A 25,513-nucleotide genomic window follows, 5' to 3' on the forward strand; every position below is an offset into this window, starting at 1 on the left:
CATGACAGCTCGCTGGACCACTGCAGTACTGGACACCGATCAACCCGGCGGCTGGGCCGTGGCGCGCAGCCCCGAAGGCTTTCTGTTCGATGACAACGGCGCGCTGTTCGCGCGGGAATGGCTCAAGCGCCAGGACCTGTCAGTCCTCGCCGAACACGGCATCGGCCACCTCGATGGCGAGCCGGTGTATTTGCTGGAATTGCACAATGCCAGCGAAGTGCCGGGTTGCAACTGGAAGGGCCTGCGGGCGTTCATGCTGGATGGCGATCACACGGTCTACAAGGTGCTGGGTTATGCCGCGCAGATCGGCACCTGGGCGCGCGAGCATCGCTTTTGCGGCAACTGCGGGCAGGCGATGACGCAGGTGTCGCGCGAGCGGGCGATGTATTGCCAGCCGTGCGAACTGCGCAGTTACCCGCGCATTTCACCGAGCATGATCGTGCTGGTCACCCGGGGGGACGAGATCCTGCTGGCGCGCTCTCCGCGTTTTGTCAGCGGGGTCTACAGCACGCTGGCCGGGTTCGCCGAGCCGGGCGAGTCGGCGGAGGATTGCCTGATTCGCGAAGTGCGCGAGGAGGTCAGTATCGAAGTGAAGAACATCCAGTACATGGGCAGCCAGTGCTGGCCGTTCCCGCATTCGATGATGCTCGGGTTCCATGCCGAATACGCCGGTGGCGAGATCATCTGTCAGGAAGACGAGATCGAAGACGCCCAGTGGTTCAATGTGCACGATTTGCCGCCGTTGCCGGCGTCAAAATCGATTGCCCGTTACCTGATCGACGTCTACGTGGCGCGCCGTTTAGGCCACGCTGAACCAGTGCTGCCAGGCTAACCGCACGGTCAGCCCCAGCACCACAGTGATGAACACCGGACGAATGAACTTGGCGCCGCCGCTGATCGCGGTGCGCGCCCCGAAGAAGGCGCCGACCATCACCGACAGGCCCATGCTCAGGCCGATGATCCAGTCCACTTGCCCGGAAAACACGAACACCGACAGCGCCGCAATGTTGCTGACGAAGTTCATGCTGCGCGCCACGCCGCTGGCCTTGACCAGATCGATCGGGTAGAGCAGCAGGCTGCTGACCGTCCAGAACGCGCCCGTGCCGGGACCGGCCACGCCGTCATAGAACCCCAGACTGAAGCCCTGACTCGACTGCCATTTCTTTTTGATCGGTGCATCGCTGTCCAGCGGCGCTTTTGGCGTACCGCCGAACAACAGGTACAGGCCACAGGCGAAGACGATCACCGGCAGCATCTTGTTCAGCCATTCCGCCGGCAGGTAATGGGCGACGACGGCACCGGTCAGCGCGCCAACCAGGGTGCCGACGATCGCGTGCGTCCACTGCCGAGGATGGAACAGCTTGCGCCGGTAGAAAGTGAAACTGGCGGTGGCCGAACCGAAGGTCGAACTCAGCTTGTTGGTGCCCAGCACCAGGTGCGGTGGCAGGCCGGCGGTGAGCAGTGCCGGTGTGGTCAACAGACCACCGCCGCCGGCGATGGCATCGATGAAACCGGCAATGAAAGCGACGAGGGCCAGAACGGCCAGGGTGGTGAGGTCAACGCTGAGTTCGAAAGGCATGGAATCGGCTTATTCGGCAGGGCGCAGAAGGGCTGCGGGGAAGGGCTGACATGTTACTCATTTCCAAGTGTTGCGGCGACCCGTATGACCCCATCGCGAGCAGGCTCACTCCTACAGGGGGAGCGCATTTCAAATGCAGGAGTGAGCCTGCTCGCGATAGGGTCAGTCCTTTCAACTCAAAACCCAACTGTTGCCCACCCAACACTCATACAACAAAGCTCCCTCCAGCAGTGCAGTCAAAACCCCATAACGCCCAACAAAACCGGGCATTTCGAGCCTGGCACGCTTGCTGCTCTATCACCCCCATCTCCGCAAATGTCCCGAGGACACGCCAATGAGCAAGCAAGCCGTGAAATTCGCCTACTGGGTGCCGAACGTCAGTGGCGGCCTGGTGGTCAGCAAGATCGAGCAGCGCACCGACTGGGGCATCGATTACAACCGCAAACTGGCGCAGCTCGCCGAGGCGGCGGGTTTCGAATATGCCCTGACGCAGATTCGTTTCACCGCCGGTTACGGTGCTGAGTTCCAGCATGAATCGGTGGCGTTCAGTCACGCATTGCTGGCCGCCACCCGCACGCTCAAAGTGATCGCCGCGATTCTGCCGGGGCCATGGCAACCGGCGCTGGCGGCCAAGCAATTGGCAACCATCGACCAGCTCACCAATGGCCGGATTGCGGTGAACATCGTCAGCGGCTGGTTCAAGGGCGAGTTTCAGGCCATCGGCGAGCACTGGCTGGAGCACGACGAGCGCTATCGACGTTCCGAGGAATTCATTCGTTCGCTGCGTGGCATCTGGAGTCAGGACAACTTCAGCTTTCGCGGCGACTTCTACCGTTTCGACAACTACAGCCTCAAACCCAAACCGCTGGGGAGTCCGGAGATCTTCCAGGGTGGCAGTTCACGCGCGGCGCGGGACATGGCGGCGCGAGTGTCCGATTGGTATTTCACCAACGGCAACAACGTCGAGGGGATCAAGGCGCAGGTCGATGACATCCGCGCCAAAGCGGCGGCGAACCATCATTCGGTGAAAATCGGCGTCAACGCCTTTGTCATCGCTCGCGACACTGAAGAAGAGGCGCGGGCGGTACTGGCGCAGATCATCGATCAGGCCGATCCCGAAGCGGTGAATGCCTTTGGCGACGCCGCGAAGCAGGCGGGCAGGGCGTCGCCGGAAGGTGAGGGCAACTGGGCAAAGTCGACGTTCGAGGATCTGGTGCAATACAACGACGGCTTCAAGACCAACCTGATCGGCACGCCGTTGCAGATCGCCGAGCGGATTGTGGCGCTGAAAACGGTGGGCGTGGATCTGGTGCTGGCGGGGTTTCTGCACTTTCAGGAGGAGGTGGAGTATTTCGGTCGACGGGTGTTGCCGTTGGTGCGGGAGCTGGAGGCTGAAAAGGCTGCCGCCGTCGCCTGAACACCACAAAACCCTGTAGGAGCTGCCGAAGGCTGCGATCTGTTGATCTTGTTTTAAGATCAACATCAAAAGATCGCAGCCTTCGGCAGCTCCTACAGGGGGAACTATGTGGACTTAGAGGCCCAGTTCGGACAGCCCCGGATGATCATCCGGGCGCCGCCCCAGCGGCCAGTGGAACTTGCGTTCACTTTCCTTGATCGGCATGTCGTTGATGCAGGCATAGCGCTGGAACATCAGGCCGTGCTCATCGAACTCCCAGTTTTCATTGCCATAGGAGCGGAACCAGTTGCCCGAATCGTCGTGCCATTCATAGGCGTAGCGCACGGCAATGCGCGTATCGGAGTAGGCCCAGAGTTCCTTGATCAAGCGGTAGTCCAGCTCTTTGGCCCATTTACGGGTCAGGAAGGCCTTGGCTTCTTCACGGTTATGGGCGAACTCGGCACGGTTACGCCACTGGGTGTCCAGGGTGTACGCCAGCGACACCCTCTCAGGGTCGCGGGAGTTCCAGCCATCTTCGGCCAGACGTACTTTTTCAATGGCCGATTCACGGTTGAACGGCGGTAAAGGCGGACGCACTTGGGCAGCAGTCGACATTTTCAGTCTCCCGATCTAATTAACGATTAAACAACGGTCAGGCTTATTTAAGGCGTTACAGGTCCAATAACTTACGCGCCATGCATTGCGCATTATCAGCGGCACTGTGATCACCCATCACAAGCGCTACGGTAATGGCGCCGTCAATCAGGATCAGCAACTGTTTGGCCAGTCGTTGCGGTTCCTCGGCGCCATGTTCGGTACACAGCTCGCACAGGTAGTCGAGCAGCTTCTGTTTGTGGTCTTTGGCGACCTGGCGTACCGGGTCTTCGGGGTCACCGGTTTCGCCACTGGTATTGATGAAGGCGCAACCCCGGAAGCCTTCCGAGGCGAACCAGCCCTTGAGTACGGTAAACAGGTTGAGCAAGCGATCGGCCGGGGTTTCGGCCTGATCGACAGCGCTTCTGTACCACTGCATCCAGCGCACGTCACGGCGCTGCAGGGCGGCGACGGTCAACGCCTCCTTGTTGGCGAAGTAGCGGTAGATGCTTTTTCTGGAGACGCCGGCGGTCTTCACCAGAAGATCCATGCCGGTGGCAGCGATGCCACTTTTGTAGATCAACTTTTCGGTGACATCCAGAATGATGTCGCGGGTTTCGTTGCTAGTGATTTCGTTCATGTGGCGAACAGTAGAACGATCATTCTCCTTGGTCAAGGCGTTTTTTGAAAATCAAAAGATCGCCGCCTTCGGCAGCGCCTGCAGGGCCCCATGTAGGCGCTGCCGAAGGCGGCGATCTTTCAAGTTCTTTACAGACCCTCACAAGACCCGAACCGAGCGATGGTGTAAGCTCTCGGGTTCTTCGGATTCGACCCATTGCGAGCCCTATGCCGTTGCTTTTCAAACGCTCTTTGCTGCCCAAACTGCGCAGCTTTCCGCTGACTGCCGAGGCCGTGACCATTCTGTCCGGCGCCGCCGAGTTCCGTCGTTGCCTGCTGGAGAAAATCGCCGAGGCGACCCAGCGCATCTATATCGTCGCGCTGTATCTGCAACACGACGAGGCCGGTCAGGAAATCCTCGATGCCTTGCATGCCGCGAAGCTCAAGCGTCCAGAGCTTGAGATTGTCGTGGTGGTCGACTGGCTGCGCGCCCAGCGCGGGCTGATTGGTGCCGGCAAACAGCCGGGCAACGCCGCGTGGTACCAGGAAATGACCCGCACTCACCAGAGTGAAGTGCCGGTCTACGGTGTGCCGGTGCAAACCCGCGAACTGTTCGGCGTCCTGCACTTGAAAGGCTTCGTGATCGACGATTGCGTGGTCTACAGCGGTGCGAGCCTGAACAACGTGTACCTGCACAAGTTCGACAAGTACCGTTTCGACCGTTATCACGTGCTGCACAGCCGCGAACTGGCGGACTCGATGCACCACCTGGTCAAGCACGGCCTGATCGAATCCAAAGCTGTGCATCGCCTCGACCTGCCGAACCTGCCGACCACCCGCAGCCTGCGCAACGACATCGGCGACCTGCGCAGTCGTCTCAAATACGCGGCGTATGACACCAGCGCCGGCAGCACGGCGCATACCGGTTTGTCGGTGAGTCCGCTGCTGGGCGTGGGCAAGAACAACCCGCTGAACCGGGTGATTGTCGAGCTGATCGCCAGCGCGCAAAAGCAGCTGACCATTTGCACTCCGTACTTCAACCTGCCATTGCCGATCATCCGTGAGGTCAACCGCGCGCTGGCCCGTGGGGTGAAGATCGACATTGTGGTCGGTGACAAGACGGCCAACGATTTCTACATTCCGCCGAGCGAGCCGTTCAAGGTCATCGCGGCGTTGCCATACCTGTACGAAATCAGCCTGCGCCGCTTCGCCAAGCGCCATCAGCGCAACATCGACAGCGGCCAGTTGAACCTGCACCTGTGGCGTGATGGCGACAACAGCTATCACCTCAAGGGCATGTGGGTCGACCAGCGCTATACGCTGTTGAGCGGCAACAACCTCAATCCACGGGCATTCCGCCTGGACCTGGAAAACGCGTTGCTGATCGATGATCCGCGGGGCGAGTGGCTGCAGCCACGGGCGAAGGAGCAGGAAGAGATTTTCCGCAATACCACGCGGATTGCCAGCTTCCAGAATCTGGAGACCTTGCCGGAATACCCGGCGGCGGTGGCGAAGTTTTTGAAGCGGGTGAGTCGGGTGCGGATCGAGCGGTTGCTCTACCGGATTCTGTAACCGTTAAAAGCAAAAGATCGCAGCCTCCGGCAGCTCCTACATTGGGAATGTGAACATCCTGTAGGTGCTGCCGAAGGCTGCGATCTTTTTTACTGGCGACTCAAATCTGTCAGTTCAGACCCAGCTTGCCACGCAATGTGGACAGGTCTTCCGCCAAGGTATTGACCGGACCAACCAGCGCCTTGCGATCGTTCTCTTTCACTTTGTCGTAAGTCTCGAAACCACCGTCACTGGTCTTGTACTTGGCGAGGATCTTGTCCACGGCGGCAAAGTTCTTGTCCACTTTGGCAGCGAACGCCTTGTCCTGTTTCTCGATCTGCGGACGGAACAGGTCGACGATTTTCTTCGCGCCGTCGATGTTGCCCTGGAAGTCGTACAGGTCGGTGTGGCTGTAGCGATCCTCTTCACCGGAGATCTTGGTTGCGGCAACTTCTTCCAGCAGCGCAGCCGCACCACCGACGACTTTTTCCGGCGGGAAGGTCAGGCCGGCAACGCGGGTTTGCAGGTCTTTCACGTCGCTGTCCAGTTTGTCCGCCAAGGCGGTAAGGCCTTCGGTGCTCTTTTCCGAAAACAGCGAGTACTCGATGCGGTGGAAACCGGTGAAGTCTTCGGCCTTTACGCCTTTTTCGTGGTCGTCGACGCGCGAATCGATGGACGCATCGAGGTCACTGAACAGCTCGGCAATCGGTTCGATCGACTCGTAGTACACGCGGGTCGGTGCGTAGAGCTTTTGCGCGGTGGCCAGGTCGCCTTTCTTCACGGCATCGGTGAATTGTTGAGTGTGGCTGCCCAGCTCATCCAGTTGCTCGGTGACGTAGATCTTGTAGTCCGACACCGGGCCGACCAGATCCAGCGGCGCTGTCGCGGCGAAAGCCGACAGCGGGGTGTTGAGCAAACCGAGGGTCAGCAGTAACGCGAGTGGCGACTTGTTCATGGAGCGGCTCCGAGGGTTTTTAGGGTTAGGCAGCTGTTTTGGGGTGTGTGGCGTCGAGCAACGAGCGACCGATGAAGTCCGTGTCGCCGGTGACACCCGGCAGGGTGAAGAAATAGCCGCCGCCGACCGGTTTGAGGTATTCCTCGAGTGGCTCGCCGTTGAGTCGGGTCTGCACGGTGATGAAGCCTTTCTCCAGGTCGGCCTGGTAGCAGATGAACAGCAGGCCCATGTCGAGCTGGCCGTTCTTGTTCACGCCGTTGGAGTAGTTGAACGGTCGGCGCAGGATCAGATTGGCCTGGCTCGCGGCAGTGCGCGGGTTGGCCAGACGGATGTGCGCGTCGAGTTTGGTCAGCTTGCCTTGCGGGTCCTTGCTGTAATCCGGGACCTCGGTCTCATGCTGGGCGCCCATCGGTGCGCCCGTGGTCTTGACCCGACCGATGATGCTTTCCTGTTCCTGCAGTGGCGTGCGGTCCCAGCGCTCGACGAAGTTGCGGATGATCCGCACCGCTTGATAGCTGCCGTGCGCCGCCCAGGCCGGTTCATCGCTGCCCGGTTGCACCCAGACAACCTTGTCCATCGCCTTGGCGTCGTTGGAGTCGGGGTTGGCCGAGCCATCGCGGAAGCCGAGGAAGTTGCGCGCCGATTGCGCCGGCACCCCCGGTTTGGCCGGCGCTTGCGGCGGCACGCTGCCTTCCTGTTTCCAGCGCACCAGCAGCAGGTCCGGCAGGTTCTTGACGATGTCGCGCAGGGCGTGAATGTTGGTGTCGGCGGTGTTCGAGCAGAACTGCAGGCTCAGGTCGCCGTGGCAGCAATCAGCCTCAAGCGCATCGTTGGGGAAACCGACCATGCGTTGCAGGCGTTTCGGTTTGGCGCCGGCCAGACCAAAGCGCTCATCGAACAGCGACGCGCCCACCGACACGGTGATGGTCAGATTGTCCGGGGTCACGACCGGGCCGAGAATGCCGGAGTCCGGCGGCGGCAGTTTCGGGTCGATCTGCGCCACGGGGCCGCCCTTCATCAGGAAAGCGATGCGCTCGTTGAGGGTGCGAAACAGCCGCTCCAGGTCCTCGCGATCGCTGGCCAGCACGTCGAACGAAACGAACATGCCGGACGCCGGGCGCGGGGTGACGATGCCGGTCTGGTGCACGCCGTGGAAGTCGTGGCGGTCTTCGGTCTTGTCGCTGCTCGGCGCTTCGGTGACTTGCGCCGGTGCCGCGGCCATCGCCGGGCAGCTCAGTGCCGAACCGGCCAGTGCCACACCGGCGACACCCATGCCCATCAGGAGGCGGCGACGTTGCAGATCGAGGTTTTGCAAATCTTTCATCGGTAGTGGTCTTCTGCTTACAGGCCGGAGAGGCCGAGGGCGGGATCGATGCCATCCAGAGCGTCGGCCAGGGCCTTGGCCTTGTCGGCGATCTGTTTGCGTTGTTCGCCGCTGACCGTGTCGTAAGTGGCGTAGCCGTCCTTGACCTTGAAGCTGTTCAATACGTTGTCGAAATCGCTCAGTGCGGTATCGATTTTCGGCAGCAGATCCGCCGCCGATTTGCTCAGCATGGGCCGCAGCAACTCGACGACCTTGTGCGCGGTTTCCAGGTTGCCGGCGAAACCGTTGAGGTCGCCGTGGATGTAGCGTTCTTCTTCGCCACTGGCGGCGCGCACGTCAGCCAGGGTGTTGAGGTTGCGCACCACGATGTTGACCAACTGCTCCGGCGGCAGCGCTTGGGCCAGCAGTTGTTGTTTGAGGGTGGTGACGTCAACCAGCAGGCGCTCGGCGACCGGGTTCAGACCGTCGAGATTGCGTTGCTGGAACAGCGCATATTCGACCCGGTGGAAACCGACGAAGGCCGGATCCTGCTCGCGTTTCTCGAAATAATCGGCGCGGGCATTGATGCTGTTGTCCAGTTCCGCCAGGCGCTGCGCCGCCGGGGCCAGACGCTGATAGGCGGCACGCGCCGGCAGGTACAACGTCTGTGCCTGACTCAGGTCGCCGCTGGCAATCGCCTGATTCAACGCCGTCACGGCTTTGATCAGCGCGCTGCTCTGGCTCGCCAGATACACACGGAATTCCGACAGCGGCCCGACGAAGGCGACCATCGACGGCTTGGCCTTGGCGGCGGCATCGGAGGCCGCCGTTGGCGTTACGTGCAGCACGCCGCGTGGGTTGCTCAACAGTCCGCAAGTGATGGCGTAGTCGCCGGGTTGCAGGTTGGCGTTGATCACCTGGCTCAGGCCCGGGGCGATGTTCTCGCGCTCTTCGATCACCAGCACGCCGTCGAGGATTTCCCATTCCACCGCGCGGTCGGAGCGGTTGACGATGCGGAAACTGGCACGGCCGGCCGGTACGCTCAGCTCGTTCGGATCACAGCTGTGGGCGTTGATGTTGACCACCACTTCGTCATGGTTGTGCTGACGCTTGGCCGCCGCCATTTTCGAGGCGTAGTAGAACAAGCCACCGGCGGCGATCATCACGACCACCGAACCGGCCACCGCCCAGCGCAAGGCACGGGGAGGGGAGGCCTGAGGAGTATTAGGCTTTGACATGGGTGCCCTTATTGGCTGGAAACGGAAGACGATTTGCCGGCTGCCTGGGCGCTGGAGGGCGGGGCTGGCAGGAAGAACATCACCAGCGCCAGCACCAGATAGATCAGGTACGCGCCGAGGGTGCTGACGGTCGGCGCATCCTGATAACCGAACATGCCGGCCAGCACCGAGCCCAACGGGCCGTCCATCGGCAGCGTCGCGCTGAAGTCGAACAGCACGGTTTGCAGGTGATTCCACACGCCCGCTTCATGCAGCGCCTGCACCGAGTTGGCGAGGATCCCGGCGGCAACCACGAGGATGAACAGCCCGGTCCACTTGAAGAACGCCGACAGGTTCAGGCGCATGCTGCCGCTGTAGATCAGGAAGCCGACGATGATCGCCAGCACCAGGCCGAGCAGGGCGCCGACCGGCGCACCCGGGCCTTCGCTCTGCTGGAACACGGCGAGCAGGAAGAACACGGTTTCCAGACCTTCACGGGCCACGGCGAAAAACACCATGGCGATCAGCGCGATCACCTGGTGCTTTGAAGAGGTCAGGGCGTGGTCCAGTGACGCCTGCAGCGAATGCTTGATCGAGCGTGCGACCTTACGCATCCAGAACACCATCGAACTGAGAATGCCCACGGCCACCAGACCCACCACGCCTTCAAACAGCTCCTGCTGCTTTTGCGGGAATTCGGCGCTGACCAGTTCCAGGCCACCGCCGACCAGCAGCGCCAGCGCGGCAGCGAGAAACACGCCGATCCACACCGCCGGCATCCATTGGCCACGGCCGGTTTGTTGCAGGTAGCTGGCGATGATGCCCACGATCAGGGCAGCTTCAATGCCTTCACGCAGCATGATCAGAAAGGGAACGAGCATTTGCGGCAACCACGAGTGATTTAGATAGGTGGCTAAGTTGTAACATAATGACACTCATTCCCAAATGGGTATGGTTGACATTTACCTGAACATTCGCTGAACGACCTGTTTTTCGCCCCCCGCACAAACCCAGGTAGGAGCTGCCGAAGGCTGCGATCTTTTGATCTTGGTTTTTAAGTCAAAGTCAAAAGATCGCAGCCTTCGGCAGCTCCTACAGGCTTGTGGTGAGTCGAGTTGACTGGGGTAAGATGCCTGTCACTCAAAAACCACAAGGTCTGCTTCGCTCCATGTCGGAAAAAGACACCATCGCCGTGCAACTGGTGCGTGAAGCGCTGCTGCAAAGTTGTGCCCCGGGCATGGCCACGGAAGACGTCTTGAACAAGGTCGGGATTGATCCGGCCCGGCTGCAAAGCGCAGAGGGCCGGGTGCCCGCCTCGCAATACGCGAAACTCTGGCGATTGCTGGCCCGACGCGGCGATGACGAGTTCTTCGGCATGGACCCGCGCGCGCTCAAGTCCGGTAGCCTCGAGTTCCTCTGTCGCAGCGCCATGGCGCAACCGACCCTGGCCGCCGGCCTGAACATGGGCCTGAATTTCCTCTCGCTGATGCTGGAGAAAATGCCGGCGCAGCTGGTGCATCAGCAAAGTCTGGCGGAAATCGTCCTGCTTGAAGACGACCCCGAACCGCGCCGCGCTTTCACCTATTTCACCTACTGGATGATCGTCCACGGCGTGGCCTGCTGGCTGGCGGGGCGGCGGATTCCGATTCTGGCGATCGAACTGCGTTGCGCCGAGCCGGACTTCTGTGACGACTACCGGGTGATGTTCTCGGAAAACCTGCGTTTCGACCGCCCGCGCACGCGGATGATCTTCGCCGCCGACTGCCTCGATCTGCCGATCAAGCGCACGGCCGAGGAGCTGAAGCGCTTCCTGGCCCACGCGCCGGCAAACATTCTGGTGAAGTACCGCGACCCGGAGAGCCTTGCCAGCCGGATCAAGCACGACCTGCGCCAGTTGCCCGCCGAACGATGGCCGGAAACCGAGGCCCTGGCGCAACAACTGTGCATGTCCGCCTCAACCCTGCGCCGACGCTTGTCGGAAGAAGGGCAAACCTATCAAGGCCTCAAGGACAGCGTGCGCAAGGAACTGGCGATCACCTGGCTGGCGGAGCCGTCGATCAGTTTTGTCGAGATTGCGACGCGGCTGGGGTTTGCCGATGCGAGTTCGTTCTACAAGGCGTTTCGCAAGTGGTCGGGGTCGAATCCGGGGCATTACCGTACGCTGATCCTGAACGAGGCAGTCTGATCCGGCCCTATCGCCAGCAGGCTGGCTCCACATTTGAAATGCGCTTCCCCTGTAGGAGCTGCCGAAGGCTCGGGCCGCGTTCGGACGATCTGTTGACTTTGACTTTAAAAACCAAGATCAAAAGATCGCAGCCTGCGGCAGCTCCTACAGAAGCTTGTTTGAAATTATGCAAACATGGCCAAACCAATCAGCCAGATTGACAGCTTTGACCATTGCCCCAAGCCCCGCGCAGCGCGACTATCCCTCTGTTGTTTACGGTTCCCAGCCTAATAAAAACACCGAGGGATTCTGGCAATGCGCGATTATTTGTCTGCCACCGAACAGTTCAACTATCAGCACACCGTGGACGCTGCGCTCAGCGGCACGCTGGAGGCGCTCAACGCCTGCGTCGAATGCTGCGATCGTCACGCCTTGCCGGGGCGCATTGCGCTGTTCTGGGAGGGGCGCGATGGCGCCAGTGCGACGTACACCTTCAGCGACCTGCAGGACAAAGCTGCGCGTTTTGCCAATTTCCTTCTCGCCCAGGGCGTGCAGAAGGGCGACAAGGTCGCCGGCCTGCTGCCGCGCAACATCGAACTGCTCATCACCGTGTTCGCCACCTGGCGCATCGGCGCGGTGTATCAGCCGCTGTTCACCGCGTTCGGCCCCAAGGCCATCGAACATCGCCTGAACAGTTCCGGTGCCAAAGTGGTGGTCACCGACGCCACCAACCGGCCGAAACTCGCTGAAGTCGCCGATTGCCCGACCGTGGTCACTGTCGGCGGCGCCAAGGGCCAGGGCATCGTGCGGGGCGATTTCAGTTTCTGGGCCGAGCTGGCCAACTATTCCAGCGTCTGCGAACCGGTGCTGCTGACCGGCGAAGACCCGTTCCTGCTGATGTTCACCTCGGGCACCACCGGCCCGTCGAAAGCTCTGTCGGTGCCGCTCAAGGCCATCGTCGCGTTCCAGAGTTATACCCGTGACGCGGTGGATCTGCGCCCGGAAGACGCGTTCTGGAACGTCGCCGATCCGGGCTGGGCTTACGGCATCTATTTCGGCGTCACCGGGCCGATGGCAATGGGGCATCCGATCACCTTTTACGATGGCCCGTTCACCCTCGAAAGTACCTGCCGGGTCATCAACAAATACGGCATCACCAATCTCACCGGCTCGCCGACGGCGTATCGCCTGTTGATTGCCGGCGGCAACGAGTTCGCCAAATCCATCAAAGGCAAGCTGCGCATCGTCAGCAGCGCCGGCGAACCGCTGAACCCGGAAGTGATCCGCTGGTTCGCCGACAACCTCGGCGTGGTCATCCACGACCATTACGGCCAGACCGAGCTGGGCATGGTCCTGTGCAACCACCATGGTCTGGAACACCCGATCCACCTCGGCGCCGCCGGTTTCGCCTCACCGGGCCACCGCATCGTGGTGCTCGACGAGCAATACAACGAACTCGGTGTCGGCCAGCCGGGCATTCTCGCCATCGACCGTCCGCAATCGCCGATGTGCTGGTTCGGCGGCTACGAGGGCGTGCCGACCAAGGCCTTCGTCGGTAATTACTACCTGAGCGGCGACACCGTGGAATGGAACCCGGACGGCAGCATCAGCTTCGTCGGCCGCAGCGATGACGTGATCACCACCTCGGGCTATCGCGTCGGTCCGTTCGACGTCGAAAGCGCTCTGATCGAACACCCGGCAGTGGTCGAAGCGGCGGTGGTCGGCAAGCCGGACCCGGAACGCACCGAGCTGGTGAAAGCGTTCGTTGTGCTCAACCCGCAATACCGCGCAGAACCTGCGTTGGCCGAAGAGCTGCGCCAACATGTGCGCAAACGCCTGGCCGCGCATTCGTACCCGCGGGAAATCGAATTTGTCAGCGAATTGCCGAAAACCCCAAGCGGCAAATTGCAGCGCTTTATCTTGCGCAACCAGGAAATCGCCAAGGCTCAAGAGGCCGCGGCGCACAACGTTTCAGCTTGAATCAGGAAGTCAGTCATGCAGATCGAGAACAAGGTTTTTATCGTCACCGGCGGCGCGTCCGGCCTGGGTGCGGCCACCGCTGAATTGCTGGTCAACGCCGGCGCCAAAGTGATGCTGGTGGACATGAACGCCGAAGCCGTTGCCGCGCAGGCCCAGCGCCTCGGCGCGCAAAGCGTGGTCGCCGACATCAGCAATGAAGCCGCCGCCGAGGCCGCCGTACAGGCCACGGTCAAAGCCTTTGGCAGCCTCAACGGTCTGGTCAACTGCGCCGGCATCGTCCGGGGCGAGAAGATCCTCGGCAAGAACGGCCCGCATGCACTGTCCAGTTTTGCCCAGGTGATCAACGTCAACCTGATCGGCAGCTTCAACATGCTGCGTCTGGCCGCTGCGGCCATCGCTGAAAGCGAAGCGAATGCCGACGGTGAGCGCGGGGTGATCATCAACACCGCCTCGGTGGCGGCGTTCGACGGCCAGATCGGTCAGGCAGCGTATTCCGCCTCGAAAGGCGCGATCGCCAGCCTGACCCTGCCGGCCGCCCGTGAGCTGGCGCGCTTCGGCATCCGTGTGATGACCATCGCCCCGGGCATTTTCGAAACCCCGATGATGGCCGGCATGACCCCGGAAGTCCGCGAGTCGCTGGCCGCCGGCGTGCCATTCCCGCCGCGCCTTGGGAAACCTGCCGAGTACGCCGCGCTGGTTCGGCATATCATCGAAAACAGCATGCTCAACGGTGAGGTGATCCGTCTCGACGGCGCCTTGCGCATGGCCGCCAAGTAAGGAGGATTTGTCATGACTATTTCCAACGATCCGATTGTTATTGTCAGCGCCGTCCGCACCCCGATGGGCGGTTTTCAAGGCGAACTGAAAAGCCTCACCGCCCCGCAACTGGGCGCCGCCGCGATCAAGGCCGCGGTTGAACGCGCCGGGGTCGCCAGCGACGCGGTCGACGAAGTGTTGTTCGGTTGCGTATTGCCCGCCGGCCTCGGCCAGGCGCCTGCGCGGCAAGCGGCGCTGGGTGCCGGGCTGGATAAATCCACGCGCTGCACGACGGTCAACAAGATGTGCGGTTCGGGCATGGAAACCACCATTCTCGCTCACGACATGCTGCTGGCCGGCAGCGCCGACGTGGTGATCGCCGGCGGTATGGAAAGCATGTCCAACTCGCCGTACCTGCTGGACCGTGCCCGCGCCGGTTACCGCATGGGCCATGGCCGGGTGCTCGATTCGATGTTCCTCGACGGTCTCGAAGACGCCTACGACAAGGGGCGCCTGATGGGCACCTTCGCCGAAGACTGCGCCGAAACCAACCACTTCAGCCGCGAAGCGCAGGACGCCTTTGCCATCGCCTCGACCACCCGCGCCCAGCAGGCGATCAAGGACGGCAGCTTCAAGGCCGAGATCGTGCCGCTGACCGTGACGGTCGGCAAGGAGCAGCTGCTGATCAGCAACGACGAGCAGCCGCCGAAAGCCAAACTGGACAAGGTCGCCACCCTGAAACCGGCGTTCCGCGAAGGCGGCACGGTGACGGCGGCGAACTCCAGTTCGATCTCCGACGGCGCGGCGGCGCTGGTGCTGATGCGCCAGTCGCAGGCGCAGAAACTTGGGCTGAAGCCGCTGGCGGTGATTCACGGTCACGCGGCGTTTGCCGACACCCCGGGCCTGTTCCCGGTAGCACCGATTGGTGCGATCAAGAAACTGGTGAAGAAGACTGGCTGGGCGCTGAACGAGGTCGATCTGTTTGAAATCAACGAAGCGTTCGCCGTGGTGGCGATGGCCGCGATGACTCACCTGGAAATCCCCCACGACAAACTCAACGTGCATGGCGGCGCCTGCGCGCTGGGCCATCCGATCGGTGCCTCGGGTGCACGGATTCTGGTGACCTTACTCTCGGCCCTGCGCCAGAAAGGCCTGAAACGCGGGATTGCGGCGATCTGCATCGGCGGTGGTGAAGCCACGGCCATGGCTGTGGAATGCGTTTACTAAACACGCGGACTCTGTAGGAGCTGCCGCAGGCTGCGATCTTTTGACTTTGATTTTAAAAACAAGAGCAAAAGATCGCAGCCTGCGGCAGCTCCTACAAAGGTGAGTGTTGCGATTCAATTTAAGGATTCACCCATGATTCCCAACGAAGACCAAACCCAGATCCGCGACATGGCCCGGCAGTTTGCCGAGGAACGGCTGAAGCCGTTCGCCGCCGAGTGGGATCGCGAGCACCGTTTCCCCAAGGAAGCCATCGGCGAGATGGCCGAACTGGGCTTTTTCGGCATGCTCGTGCCGGAGCAGTGGGGCGGCTGTGACACCGGTTACCTGGCTTACGCCATGGCCCTGGAAGAAATCGCTGCCGGCGACGGCGCCTGCTCGACCATCATGAGCGTGCACAACTCGGTGGGTTGCGTGCCGATCCTCAAGTTCGGCAATGACGACCAGCGCGAACGCTTCCTCAAACCTTTGGCCAGCGGCGCCATGCTCGGCGCTTTCGCCTTGACCGAACCGCAAGCCGGCTCTGACGCCAGCAGCCTGAAAACCCGCGCCCGGCTGGACGGCGATCATTACGTGCTCAACGGCTGCAAACAGTTCATCACCTCCGGGCAGAACGCCGGGATCGTGATCGTGTTTGCGGTCACCGACCCGAGCGCCGGCAAACGTGGCATTACAGCGTTCATCGTGCCCACCGACTCGCCGGGCTACACAGTCGCCCGAGTCGAAGACAAGCTCGGCCAGCATGCGTCGGACACCTGCCAGATCCTCTTTGAGGACGTGAAAGTGCCGGTCGCCAACCGCTTGGGTGAGGAGGGCGAAGGCTACAAGATCGCCCTGGCCAACCTTGAAGGCGGACGCGTCGGCATTGCCTCACAATCGGTGGGCATGGCCCGTGCCGCGTTCGAAGCGGCTCGTGATTACGCCCGTGAGCGCGAGACCTTTGGCAAACCGATCATCGAGCACCAGGCCGTGGCCTTCCGCCTTGCCGACATGGCCACGCAGATCGCCGTCGCCCGGCAAATGGTGCATTACGCCGCCGCCCTGCGTGACAGCGGTCAGCCGGCGTTGGTCGAGGCTTCAATGGCGAAACTGTTCGCCTCGGAAATGGCCGAGAAGGTCTGCTCGATGGCGTTGCAGACGCTGGGCGGTTACGGTTACCTCAACGACTTCCCGCTGGAACGCATCTACCGCGACGTGCGCGTCTGCCAGATCTATGAAGGCACCAGCGACATTCAGCGCATGGTCATCTCACGAAACCTTTAAACCCAACCCCTGTGTAGGAGCTGCCGAAGGCTGCGATCTTTTGCCTTTGATTTGTAAAGCAAGATCAAAAGATCGTCCGAACGCGGCCCGAGCCTGCGGCAGCTCCTACAGGGGGAGTATGAATTCAGGAGTTTTATATGAGCTACGAAACGATTCTGCTGGAAAACCACGGCCGCGTCGGCCTCATCACCCTGAACCGCCCACAGGCGCTGAACGCCCTGAATGCGCAACTGGTCAGCGAAGTGAACCACGCCCTTGATGGCCTCGAAGCGGATGCGAACATTGGTTGCATCGTCATCACCGGTTCGAAAAAAGCCTTTGCGGCCGGTGCCGACATCAAGGAAATGGCCGAGCTGACCTACCCGCAGATCTACATGGATGATCTGTTCAGCGACAGCGACCGCGTTGCCAACCGGCGCAAGCCGATCATCGCCGCGGTCAACGGATTCGCCCTCGGCGGCGGCTGTGAACTGGCGCTGATGTGCGACTTCATCCTGGCCGGCGACAATGCCAAATTCGGTCAACCGGAAATCAACCTCGGCGTGCTCCCGGGCATGGGCGGCACCCAGCGCCTGACCCGCGCGGTGGGCAAGGCCAAGGCCATGGAAATGTGCCTGAGCGGGCGTCTGATCGATGCCGTCGAAGCCGAACGTTGCGGCATCGTCGCGCGGATCGTGCCAAGCGATGAGTTGCTGGACGAAGCCCTGAAAGTCGCCACGGTGATCGCCAGCAAATCGCTGCCGATTGCGATGATGATCAAGGAAAGCGTCAACCGCGCCTTCGAGGTCAACCTGACCGAAGGCGTGCGCTTCGAGCGCCGGGTGTTCCATGCCGCGTTTGCCACGCAGGATCAGAAGGAAGGGATGGCGGCGTTTGTGGCCAAGCGCGCACCGGAGTTTCAGGGCAAATAATGCGTCCTGACTGACGCCTTCGCGAGCAAGCCCGCTCCCACATTGGATCTGCGTCGTACGCAAATCCAATGTGGGAGCGGGCTTGCTCGCGAAGCTTTTGAGGCAAGATCAAAAGATCGCAACCTTCGGCAGCTCCTACACATTTTCCCTGTAGGAGCTGCCGAAGGCTGCGATCTTTTGCTTTTAGAGCTGGTAGTTCTTCAGCTCACGCGCAATCACCATCCGCTGAATCTCGCTCGAGCCTTCGTAGATCTGGGTAATCCGCGCATCGCGGTAGTACTTCTCCACCGGATAATCCTCCAGGTACCCATACCCGCCATGAATCTGAATCGCTGAGGAGCAGACCTTCTCGGCCATTTCCGACGCGAACAGCTTGGCCTGTGAAGCCTCCGACAGACACGGTTTGCCCGCCGTGCGCAGGCGCGCCGCGTGCAGGATCATCAAGCGCGCCGCGTTGATTTGCAGGTGCATGTCGGCCAGCAGGTTGGCGATGCTCTGGTGCTCGTTGATCGGCTTGCCGAACTGGATACGATCACGGGAATACACCAGCGCCGCTTCAAACGCCGCCCGGGCGATGCCCAAGGCTTGTGCGGCAATGCCGATGCGTCCGCCTTCGAGGTTGGACAGGGCAATCGCCAGGCCCTTGCCGCGCTCACCGAGCAGATTAGCCTCGGGAATGCTGCAGTTGTTGAGCGTCACCGCACAGGTGTCGGAAGCGCGAATGCCCATCTTGTGTTCGGTACGATCGACGATGAACCCCGGGGTATCAGTCGGCACCAGGAACGCGGAAATGCCTTTCTTGCCCAGATCCGGATCGGTCACCGCGAACACGATGGCCAGTTTCGCCCGCTTGCCGTTGCTGACGAATTGCTTGGCGCCGTTGATCACCCACTGGCCGTCACGCAGTTCGGCACGGGTGCGCAGGTTGTGCGCTTCGGAACCGGCCTGCGGTTCGGTCAGGCAGAAACAGCCAATCACCTGACCGCTGGCGAGGTCGGCCAGCCAGGTCTTTTTCTGCGCTTCGCTGCCGTAATTCATGACCGGCCCACAGCCCACCGAGTTGTGGATGCTCATGAACGCGCCGGTTGCGCCGTCGCCTGCGGAAATCTCTTCCACGGCCAGGGCGTACGCCACGTAATCGACGTAAGTGCCGCCCCATTCCTCGGGCACCACCATGCCGAGCAAACCGAGTTCGCCCATCTTCGCCACCAGCGCGTCGTCGATCCAGCCGGCCTTTTCCCAGGCTTGCGCATGGGGTGCGATTTCGCCACGGGCAAAGTCCCGGGCCATGTCGCGGATCATCACTTGTTCTTCAGTCAGTTCGAGATCGTGCATGGCTCAGCTCCCGCTCTCAGTAAAACCGTGGAAGAAACTCGCGACATGTTCGGCGTCCAGCGCAGCGAGGGTCGGCGGGTTCCAGCGTGGTGTCTTGTCTTTGTCGATCAGCAGGGCGCGCACGCCTTCGATCAGGTCGCCGCGTTCGAACCACTGACGATCCAGATGCAGTTCAAGCGCGAAGCATTGTTCCAGGCTCAAATGTCGGCCACGACGGAGCATTTCCAGGGTCACCGCCATCGCCAGTGGCGAGCGGGTCTCCAGCAGATCAGCGGTGGTGGTCGCCCACTCATGGCTGTCGGCGACGGTGACTGCGCGCAGTTGCTCGACGATGCTTGGCACGTCCGGCAGGGCGAAGAAATGGTCGATGACCGGGCGCAGTTTCTCCAGCGGTGCATCGGCCAGGGTTTGCACACCGTTTTTGGCGAGCAGGCCCTGCAGGTCTTTGAGTGGCGTGTCGTGCCATTCCAGGTGATCGAGTTGTTCGTCGAGGCTCGCCAGTCTGCTGCTGTCGACATACCAGTCGGCCAGCCCGCAATACAGCGCATCGGCCGCGCGAATCTGCACGCCGCTGACGCCCAGGTAGATCCCCAGTTCACCGGGAATGCGCGACAGGAAATAGCTGCCACCGACATCCGGGAAATAACCGATGGCCACTTCCGGCATCGCCAGGCGGCTCTTCTCGGTGACCACGCGCAGATCCGCACCTTGCACCAGCCCCATGCCGCCGCCGAGGACGAACCCGTCCATCAAGGCCAGTACCGGTTTGCGGTAGTGATGAATCGTCAGGTCGAGGGCGTATTCCTCGACGAAGAAGTCTTCGTGCAGCGTGTCACCGCTTTTGAAGCTGTCGTACAGGGATCGGATATCGCCGCCGGCGCAGAAGGCCTTTTCCCCGGCACCGCGCAACACCACGGCATGCACGCGGGCGTCAGTGGCCCAGGCGTCGAGTTGCTGCTGCAACTGGCGAACCATGTCGAGGGTAATGGCGTTGAGACCGGCGGGGCGGTTGAGGGTCAGGTGACCGATGTGATTGCGAACCTCGGCCAGCACTTCGTTTTGCGTGGCATCCATGGACGGCGTCCGCGGGGATGAAGCCTGAGCAGTCATCACTAACTCCCTGCTTTTATTGTCTTTATTCGAAAAGCTCGCGCGCGAGCGTTGACGGATCGTAACAGTGCAAATTTGCCGTGTACAACGGGGATATGTGCAGGGGGAGTTTGCGTTTTTGCCTTAAGAAAAAAACGCCACTGGCTTGTGTAGGAGCTGCCGCAGGCTGCGATCTTTTGATCTTGAAAAACACAATCAAAAGATCGTCCGAACGCGGCCCGAGCCTTCGGCAGCGCCTACAGGGAGTGTGGGTGTCAGGAGAAGACTTCGCCGATGCTGCGCCGTTTGGCGTGCAGTTCGCTGGCGTGGATCAGTTGCTCGAGATCTTCGGGCGTGACGTCGATAAACGCTTCCATATCCGCCAATGCCAGTTTCAAGTCAGCGGCGGTGATGGCCTGGCTATCGACCGGCACCAGAGCCGGTGCTGGCTCAGCCGGGCGTTTCGGGTAGCGGATGCGCGTCAGGTTGTTGTAGGTCAGCGCGCTGAGCAGCATGCACGCGGCGGCGAGCATCACCGGTTCCATGGCTTTCCAGTCCATGGCGATGGTCGCCGGATCGGCCAGCACCAGCGTCAGCGCGAGCGCGCCGGCCGGCGGGTGCAGGCAACGTAGCCAGCACATCAGGATCAGCGCCATGCCCGCTGCCAGACACGCACTGCCCAGGGTTCGGCCCAGCACGTGGGCCACCAGCAGCGCGACAACGCTGGCGCACAGGTAGCCGCCGATGATCGACCACGGTTGCGCGAGCGCCCCGGAGGACACGGCGAACAGCAGCACCGCCGAGGCACCCAATGGCCCGATCAGGTGATAGGCGACTTCATGACCGAACACCTGACTGCATGCCCAGACGCTGAACAGCGTGCCCAAAGCCATGCCGATGGCGGCGCGGCTCCATTCGGTGGGGCGGGTGTTGATGGCGGCGGGGAACCAGCGAGCGAGCATGTGAATCGGGTCCTTGCGGTAAATTCGGGGCAAAAAAAAGGACTCGTCCGTTTCGGAAAGTCCTCGAAGTGTTCCAACATTGGGGGAGGAACATGCACAGTGTGCCGTGCAAACTCGATGCTGACAAATTCATATAAATGCTGCTTCAGTGCATTATTTTTGAGCTAAAGCGACACGTCTCCCGCTCATGAAGCACAAGAGTCCACCCATCGCGGTCAACGCGCTCAGCGCATAGAACATCGTTGGCGCCGGAGTGTGCATCAGCAGGAATCCGCAGATCACCGGACTCAATGCACCGCCCAGCGCCGCCAGATTCTGTGCGCCGTAGTAGCTGCCACGCAGTTCTTCCGGAGCCAGGGTGTCGACGAACAGGAACTCCGACGGGTAAATGATCATTTCACCCAGAGTGAAGATGAACATCGCGATGCACCAGGTGAGCAGGCTATTGGCCAGACTGAAACCGATCAACCCAAGAATGAACAGGCTGGTGCCGGCCGCGATCCAGTAGCGCAACTTTTCGCGACTGAGGAAGCGACCGATCTGGTATTGCAGCAGGATCACCGTAATCGCATTGCAGGCGAGCAGGGCGGCCATGGTTTGCAGGGCGCTTTTCGAATCCTCGACCACCAGCAGGTATTGCGACAGGTACAGGGTGAAGCGCCCGTGCACCACGGTGCTGAGCAGGCAACCACAGGTGAACATGATCAGCGTGCGGTCGTTTTTCAGGGTGCTCAGGGTTTTCAGAAAGCTTTGCGGTTGGCCGATGGCGGTAACCGGGCTGGAATCCCTGGGAATCCCGCTCATCAGGAACACACTGGCGAAGGCAATCGCGGCGGCGATCAGGAACGGCGCAACAGGGTAGACCCCGGCAATCACGACGCCAAGCATCGGCCCGGTGGCGTAACCGATGTTGGTCAGCGTGTAGCGCAGGGAGAATGCCTTGGCCCGTTGGCTCATGGGCAGGTTTTCACTGAGGATTGCCTTGGAGCCGATCAGGAACAACGCCGAGGCGGTTTCGGTGATGATCAGGGTGACGGTGGTCAGATAAAGGTTTTGGGCGAACGTCAGCAGGACAAAGCCCACGGCGCTGGAAAGCATGGCGAGAATCAGCAACCGGCGCTTTTCCAGGCGGTCGATGATGTAGCCGCCATACAGCGCGAGCAGGGTCGCGATGAACACCGCGATACCCAGGAGCAGACCGACGTCCTGCTGATTGAGCCCGAGCTTGTTGCTCAGGAATAGAGTGAGCAGTGGACTGGTGATGGCGCGGCTGACCACGATGGTTAGCGAGACGATCATCAGGCGGCGGATAACGAGCGAGTAGGTGACCACGGTGGGGCGAATGTCCTTATTTCAGTTGTTTTTCTGATCGGCTGGGCACCGAGTCGGCTGCATCGCGAGCAGGCTCACTCCTACAGGATCCGCATCTAACGACCAGATCCTTTGCAGGAGTGAGTGCTCGCAATGAGCCCTGTCCCGGCGACACACTCATCACATCAACCACCGATCCAGATCGCCCACAGATTCGAGTCTCTCCAGTCGCCGCACCGAGTCCAGCAACCCGTCAGCCTGCCCGCGCGGTAACACCCGCAACGCCAGGCTGAAAAACTTCTCCTCCAGTGCCGCATCACTCAGCGGATTGCCCGGCGCGCCCAGCGGCACCTCGACACACAGGCCAGCCATGCGTCCATCGACGGTGCGCAGCGTCACCCACGGCTCGCCATCCTCGGACAGTTGCGGATCGACTTCAAGGTGAATGCGCGCCAGCCATTGAACAATACGCGGATCATGCCGTAGCCCTTCGTCGTAGGCCTCCAGCCGACAGTGGCCATGCACCAGACGCGATGCAAGCGCATACGGCAGGCTCATTTGCGCGGCCGCCAGACTGCCGACATCGCGCCCGCCACACATGTCTTGCAGAAACGGGCACAAACGCACCTGTACATCCTCGACCTGATCAGCGCCGACCTGCAGTTGCGCCAGCAACAGCCCAAGCGCGTCGATTGCCGAATGCGTTCCGCGACAGGCCGCGTAGGGTTTGATCGAGCAACGGGCGAGCTTCCACACCGTGCCCAGATCAACGTCCAGCGCTTCGGCGCATGCGTTATCACCCGCGAAGGTCTTGAGAAAACCGCCCCAGACTTCATTGAACAGTAGCGTGGGGCCGCTGATACCTTCGCTGGCAAACCGCGCCGCCAGCAATCCGCCTTCGGCGGCGCGACCGCTGTGCAGTTTTTTGCTCTGTGAACCGTCGTGAATGAACGCCCACAGACCGCCACTGAAGCTACCGGCGATGCCCAGCGCCGCCACCGTCTGCTGCGCATCCAGGCGCAGAATCCGAGAGCACGCCGCCGCCGCACCGAACACTCCGCAGGTGGCGGTAGAATGCCAACCTGCGCCGTTATGCGCCGAATAGCTGCCACAGGCTTCCAGTACACGCCGGCCGATTTCATAGCCGATCACCACGGCCGTGATCAACTCGCGACCACTGATGGTTCTGTCGCTCAACGAAAGCGCAGCCATGATTGCCGGCAACACCACCGCACCGGAGTGATCGCAACCACCGGTGTCGTCCAGTTCCAGAGCATGGGCGGCGATGCCATTGAGCAGCGCTGCCTGACCCGCACCGACCCGAAACGAAGTGCCCCAGACGGGCACCGGCCCGGACTCGCTTGCCAGCACTCGCCGCGATTGAAACGCCACGGCGCTGTCCGCCCCGGCCAGCGCTGCGCCAAAGGTGTCGAGGATGTGCCGCTTGGCTTGCTCGACGAGTGCCGGTGGCAAATCGTCGAAGTGGGTCTCGACGCAAAACTGCGCCAGACGCTGCATGCGCTGGGTCATACGAGGTAGTCCCGATAGTGCCGCTCATAGACCGATGCCGGATGATCGGCGCTCACCTGTTGCGCCGATTGCGCCCACCACTGCGCGATCTCGGCGCCGCTGGCGATCCACACGTCGTCATGCTTTTGAATGCCTTGCAGCAATTCGCGCAGCACGCCGATCCGTCCTGGCGTGGCGATGATTTCCGGGTGCAGGCGCAGCACATAGCACAGGCCGAACCGGTGGAACCCGGCGAAGTCCAGCTGCAGGTTGTCCAGCGTGTGGCTGTAGGAGGCGATACGCGATTGCGCCGGCGGCACCGCCGGGCTCAGGTTGAAGGCGAAGTACGGCTCGTCTTCCAGCTCGTAATGCAGCGGCAGCTCGATGACATCGGGGGCCGTTGGATGAGCAAACGGCAAGTCGTCGCCACGCCACGATGAGCACCAACGTATGCCGTGATCCTTGAGCGCTTCGATAAACCCTGGCGCGCCGTTGCCGGCGGGAATGCGGAAGCCGTTCGGCCGTTCGCCGGTCAATGCGTGGAGCGCGGCACAACCCTTGGCGACCTCGGCACTTTGCGTCGCCAGGTCGAGACGGTCGTAGTCCAGATGGCGATAGCCGGCGCAGGCAATCTCATGGCCGCCAGCCTTGATCGCCGCAATGTGCTGCGGGTTTTCCTCGGCGACGATACCGGGGACGAACCAACTGCTGGTCACCCCGAGTTCCTCGAACAACCCGAGCAGACGATCGACCCCACGTTGCGTGCCATAGCGCCACACCGACAGGGTCTTGTCGCGTCCGGCCACTTCCGGGGCCTGAGTCAAAATACCGTGGATGTCGTTGTAATCGACGGTCAGGACCACGGCGCAGCGCTTGCCTTCGGGCCAGACCTGGTTGGGCAAAACAGCGAAATCAGCCATGGTGATGCTCCTTCAGCCACCAGCGGGCGACGTCGCGGCAAGTGGCGAACCACACGTCATCGCGTTGGCGCATGTGTTCGAAAAGTTGCTCCAGCAACAGGATGCGTCCCGGTTTGCCGGTGATTTTCGGGTGAAACAGGGTTGTCAGGCACAGGCCTTCATCCATGGCGCCGTCGTACTCCCGCTTCCAGTTATCGAGGGTCAGTGCGTAGCTGGCGGTGCGATCCAGCCCCGACGGGAAATTCGGCGCGCGGGTGTAGGCGAGGGAGGCGTAATCGTCCATCTCCCAACGACCGGGGATTTCCACCAGCGGTGTGCTGTGACCGGGGACGTTGACCAGATACGGACGATCATCGCCGCGCATGCTGCTGGAATAGATGACGCCGGCGTCAGCGAGCATCGCCGGGGTTTGCGCGCGCCAGTCGCCGGACGGTGTGCGAAAGCCTTCGGCGCGGATGTGCAGGTGTTGCCAGAACACGTCCCTTGATTTCGCCATCACGGCTTGCTGTTGTTCCAGCGTCAGGGTGTAGAAGGATTCGTGTTTGTAGCCGTGATAGGCCACTTCATGGCCGCGTTCGACGATGGCCTGGCACTGCTTTGGCCAGTTCTCCACGACCCAGGCCGGGACGAAGAACGTGGTCGGAATATTAAAGGCGTCGAGCAGATCGAGCAGCCGGGGCAGGGCGCGGTAAGGGCCATAACCACCGAAACCGAAGTATTCGGGCTTGTGCCAGATCGAGCCGTTGAGCATCGCATCGCCGGTCGGGCCGTCGAGGTCGAAGGCCAGGGCGAGGCAGGCTTTGTGCGGCTCGGGCCAGGCCGGTTGAGGCAAGGAGGACATCACAGCGCTCCGTTATTCATGGGTAAACGCCAAAT

The 25,513-nt window shown here is 61.4% G+C and carries 23 protein-coding genes; 9 read left to right on the plus strand and 14 right to left on the minus strand.

The annotated features are described in order from the left end of the window. Position 1: 1 nt before the first annotated feature. Positions 2-832, plus strand: coding sequence for an NAD(+) diphosphatase (gene nudC / locus NN484_RS25700; protein WP_215500183.1), 831 nt, complete (start codon positions 2-4; stop codon positions 830-832). Here nudC and NN484_RS25705 read toward each other — a convergent pair. Beyond that, positions 800-1,579, minus strand: a complete 780-nt coding sequence (locus tag NN484_RS25705; protein ID WP_215500182.1) for a TSUP family transporter — start codon at positions 1,577-1,579, stop codon at positions 800-802. The genes nudC and NN484_RS25705 overlap by 33 nt on opposite strands. 334 nt (positions 1,580-1,913) lie before the next feature. On the opposite strand from NN484_RS25705, the gene sfnG reads away from it, so the two are divergent. Continuing rightward, positions 1,914-2,996 (plus strand): dimethylsulfone monooxygenase SfnG, encoded by a 1,083-nt coding sequence (sfnG, locus tag NN484_RS25710; RefSeq protein ID WP_215500181.1) that lies wholly within the window; start codon positions 1,914-1,916, stop codon positions 2,994-2,996. A gap of 114 nt (positions 2,997-3,110) precedes the next feature. Here the strand turns inward: sfnG and NN484_RS25715 are convergent, their stop codons facing one another. Together NN484_RS25715 and NN484_RS25720 are read right to left on the minus strand one after the other, a co-directional pair. Next, positions 3,111-3,590 carry a nuclear transport factor 2 family protein gene (locus tag NN484_RS25715; protein WP_127647194.1) on the minus strand — a complete coding sequence of 160 codons (480 nt, stop codon included), beginning with the start codon at positions 3,588-3,590 and terminating at the stop codon, positions 3,111-3,113. 55 nt (positions 3,591-3,645) lie between these two features. Next, positions 3,646-4,209, minus strand: a complete 564-nt coding sequence (locus NN484_RS25720) for a TetR/AcrR family transcriptional regulator (protein WP_127647196.1) — start codon at positions 4,207-4,209, stop codon at positions 3,646-3,648. Positions 4,210-4,415: 206 nt separating this feature from the next. Here NN484_RS25720 and pssA point away from each other — a divergent pair, with 206 nt between their 5' ends. Then, a complete protein-coding gene (pssA, locus tag NN484_RS25725; protein WP_215500179.1) occupies positions 4,416-5,759 on the plus strand; it encodes a CDP-diacylglycerol--serine O-phosphatidyltransferase in 1,344 nt (447 codons plus the stop codon). A 109-nt stretch (positions 5,760-5,868) separates the two neighbouring features. On the opposite strand, the gene efeO (NN484_RS25730) is transcribed toward pssA, so the two are convergent. Genes efeO (NN484_RS25730) through efeU form a run of 4 tightly spaced genes read right to left on the minus strand, consistent with a single transcriptional unit; the run spans position 5,869 to position 10,094 of the window. Continuing rightward, positions 5,869-6,693 (minus strand): iron uptake system protein EfeO, encoded by an 825-nt coding sequence (gene efeO, locus NN484_RS25730; RefSeq protein ID WP_215500178.1) that lies wholly within the window; start codon positions 6,691-6,693, stop codon positions 5,869-5,871. A 25-nt stretch (positions 6,694-6,718) separates the two neighbouring features. Then, entirely contained in the window at positions 6,719-8,017 is a 1,299-nt protein-coding gene (gene efeB, locus NN484_RS25735; protein ID WP_215500177.1) for an iron uptake transporter deferrochelatase/peroxidase subunit, read from the minus strand. A gap of 17 nt (positions 8,018-8,034) precedes the next feature. Continuing rightward, positions 8,035-9,234: an iron uptake system protein EfeO gene (efeO, locus tag NN484_RS25740; RefSeq protein WP_274658264.1), complete on the minus strand. Its 1,200-nt coding sequence runs from the start codon at positions 9,232-9,234 to the stop codon at positions 8,035-8,037. A gap of 8 nt (positions 9,235-9,242) precedes the next feature. Then, on the minus strand, positions 9,243-10,094 hold the full coding sequence (gene efeU / locus NN484_RS25745) for an iron uptake transporter permease EfeU (RefSeq protein WP_215500175.1): 852 nt from the start codon (positions 10,092-10,094) through the stop codon (positions 9,243-9,245). A gap of 287 nt (positions 10,095-10,381) precedes the next feature. Between efeU and NN484_RS25750 the strand changes: the two genes are divergently transcribed. The 6 genes from NN484_RS25750 to NN484_RS25775 all read left to right on the plus strand — a co-directional run bounded on the left by NN484_RS25750 (position 10,382) and on the right by NN484_RS25775 (position 17,511). Further along, positions 10,382-11,398, plus strand: coding sequence for an AraC family transcriptional regulator (locus NN484_RS25750; protein WP_127647208.1), 1,017 nt, complete (start codon positions 10,382-10,384; stop codon positions 11,396-11,398). Positions 11,399-11,692: 294 nt separating this feature from the next. Further along, the gene (locus tag NN484_RS25755) at positions 11,693-13,357 is read left to right on the plus strand and encodes an AMP-binding protein (RefSeq protein ID WP_274658265.1); all 1,665 of its coding nucleotides are present in this window, start codon (positions 11,693-11,695) and stop codon (positions 13,355-13,357) included. A gap of 15 nt (positions 13,358-13,372) precedes the next feature. Continuing rightward, the gene (locus NN484_RS25760) at positions 13,373-14,134 is read left to right on the plus strand and encodes an SDR family NAD(P)-dependent oxidoreductase (RefSeq protein WP_086791161.1); all 762 of its coding nucleotides are present in this window, start codon (positions 13,373-13,375) and stop codon (positions 14,132-14,134) included. 12 nt (positions 14,135-14,146) lie between these two features. Beyond that, on the plus strand, positions 14,147-15,340 hold the full coding sequence (locus tag NN484_RS25765) for an acetyl-CoA C-acyltransferase (protein ID WP_127647214.1): 1,194 nt from the start codon (positions 14,147-14,149) through the stop codon (positions 15,338-15,340). A gap of 132 nt (positions 15,341-15,472) precedes the next feature. Next, the gene (locus NN484_RS25770; protein WP_215500172.1) at positions 15,473-16,600 is read left to right on the plus strand and encodes an acyl-CoA dehydrogenase; all 1,128 of its coding nucleotides are present in this window, start codon (positions 15,473-15,475) and stop codon (positions 16,598-16,600) included. Positions 16,601-16,737: 137 nt separating this feature from the next. Then, positions 16,738-17,511, plus strand: coding sequence for an enoyl-CoA hydratase (locus tag NN484_RS25775; RefSeq protein WP_127647218.1), 774 nt, complete (start codon positions 16,738-16,740; stop codon positions 17,509-17,511). Between the two features lie 183 nt (positions 17,512-17,694). On the opposite strand, the gene NN484_RS25780 is transcribed toward NN484_RS25775, so the two are convergent. From NN484_RS25780 to NN484_RS25810, 7 genes are all read right to left on the minus strand, one after another. After that, a complete protein-coding gene (locus NN484_RS25780; protein WP_215500171.1) occupies positions 17,695-18,846 on the minus strand; it encodes an acyl-CoA dehydrogenase family protein in 1,152 nt (383 codons plus the stop codon). Positions 18,847-18,849: 3 nt separating this feature from the next. After that, a complete protein-coding gene (locus NN484_RS25785; protein WP_274658266.1) occupies positions 18,850-19,956 on the minus strand; it encodes an enoyl-CoA hydratase/isomerase family protein in 1,107 nt (368 codons plus the stop codon). Positions 19,957-20,210: 254 nt separating this feature from the next. Further along, positions 20,211-20,897 (minus strand): HPP family protein, encoded by a 687-nt coding sequence (locus NN484_RS25790; RefSeq protein WP_127647224.1) that lies wholly within the window; start codon positions 20,895-20,897, stop codon positions 20,211-20,213. Between the two features lie 153 nt (positions 20,898-21,050). Next, on the minus strand, positions 21,051-22,229 hold the full coding sequence (locus NN484_RS25795) for an MFS transporter (protein ID WP_215500169.1): 1,179 nt from the start codon (positions 22,227-22,229) through the stop codon (positions 21,051-21,053). Between the two features lie 159 nt (positions 22,230-22,388). Beyond that, the gene (locus tag NN484_RS25800) at positions 22,389-23,738 is read right to left on the minus strand and encodes an MmgE/PrpD family protein (RefSeq protein WP_274658267.1); all 1,350 of its coding nucleotides are present in this window, start codon (positions 23,736-23,738) and stop codon (positions 22,389-22,391) included. After that, positions 23,735-24,637: a polysaccharide deacetylase family protein gene (locus NN484_RS25805; RefSeq protein ID WP_274658268.1), complete on the minus strand. Its 903-nt coding sequence runs from the start codon at positions 24,635-24,637 to the stop codon at positions 23,735-23,737. Before NN484_RS25805 ends, NN484_RS25800 begins: the two co-directional genes overlap by 4 nt. Next, a complete protein-coding gene (locus NN484_RS25810) occupies positions 24,630-25,478 on the minus strand; it encodes a polysaccharide deacetylase family protein (protein ID WP_215500166.1) in 849 nt (282 codons plus the stop codon). Before NN484_RS25810 ends, NN484_RS25805 begins: the two co-directional genes overlap by 8 nt. Between the last annotated feature and the right edge of the window lie 35 nt (positions 25,479-25,513).

This window comes from Pseudomonas serboccidentalis (assembly GCF_028830055.1).
Lineage (GTDB): Bacteria > Pseudomonadota > Gammaproteobacteria > Pseudomonadales > Pseudomonadaceae > Aquipseudomonas > Aquipseudomonas serboccidentalis.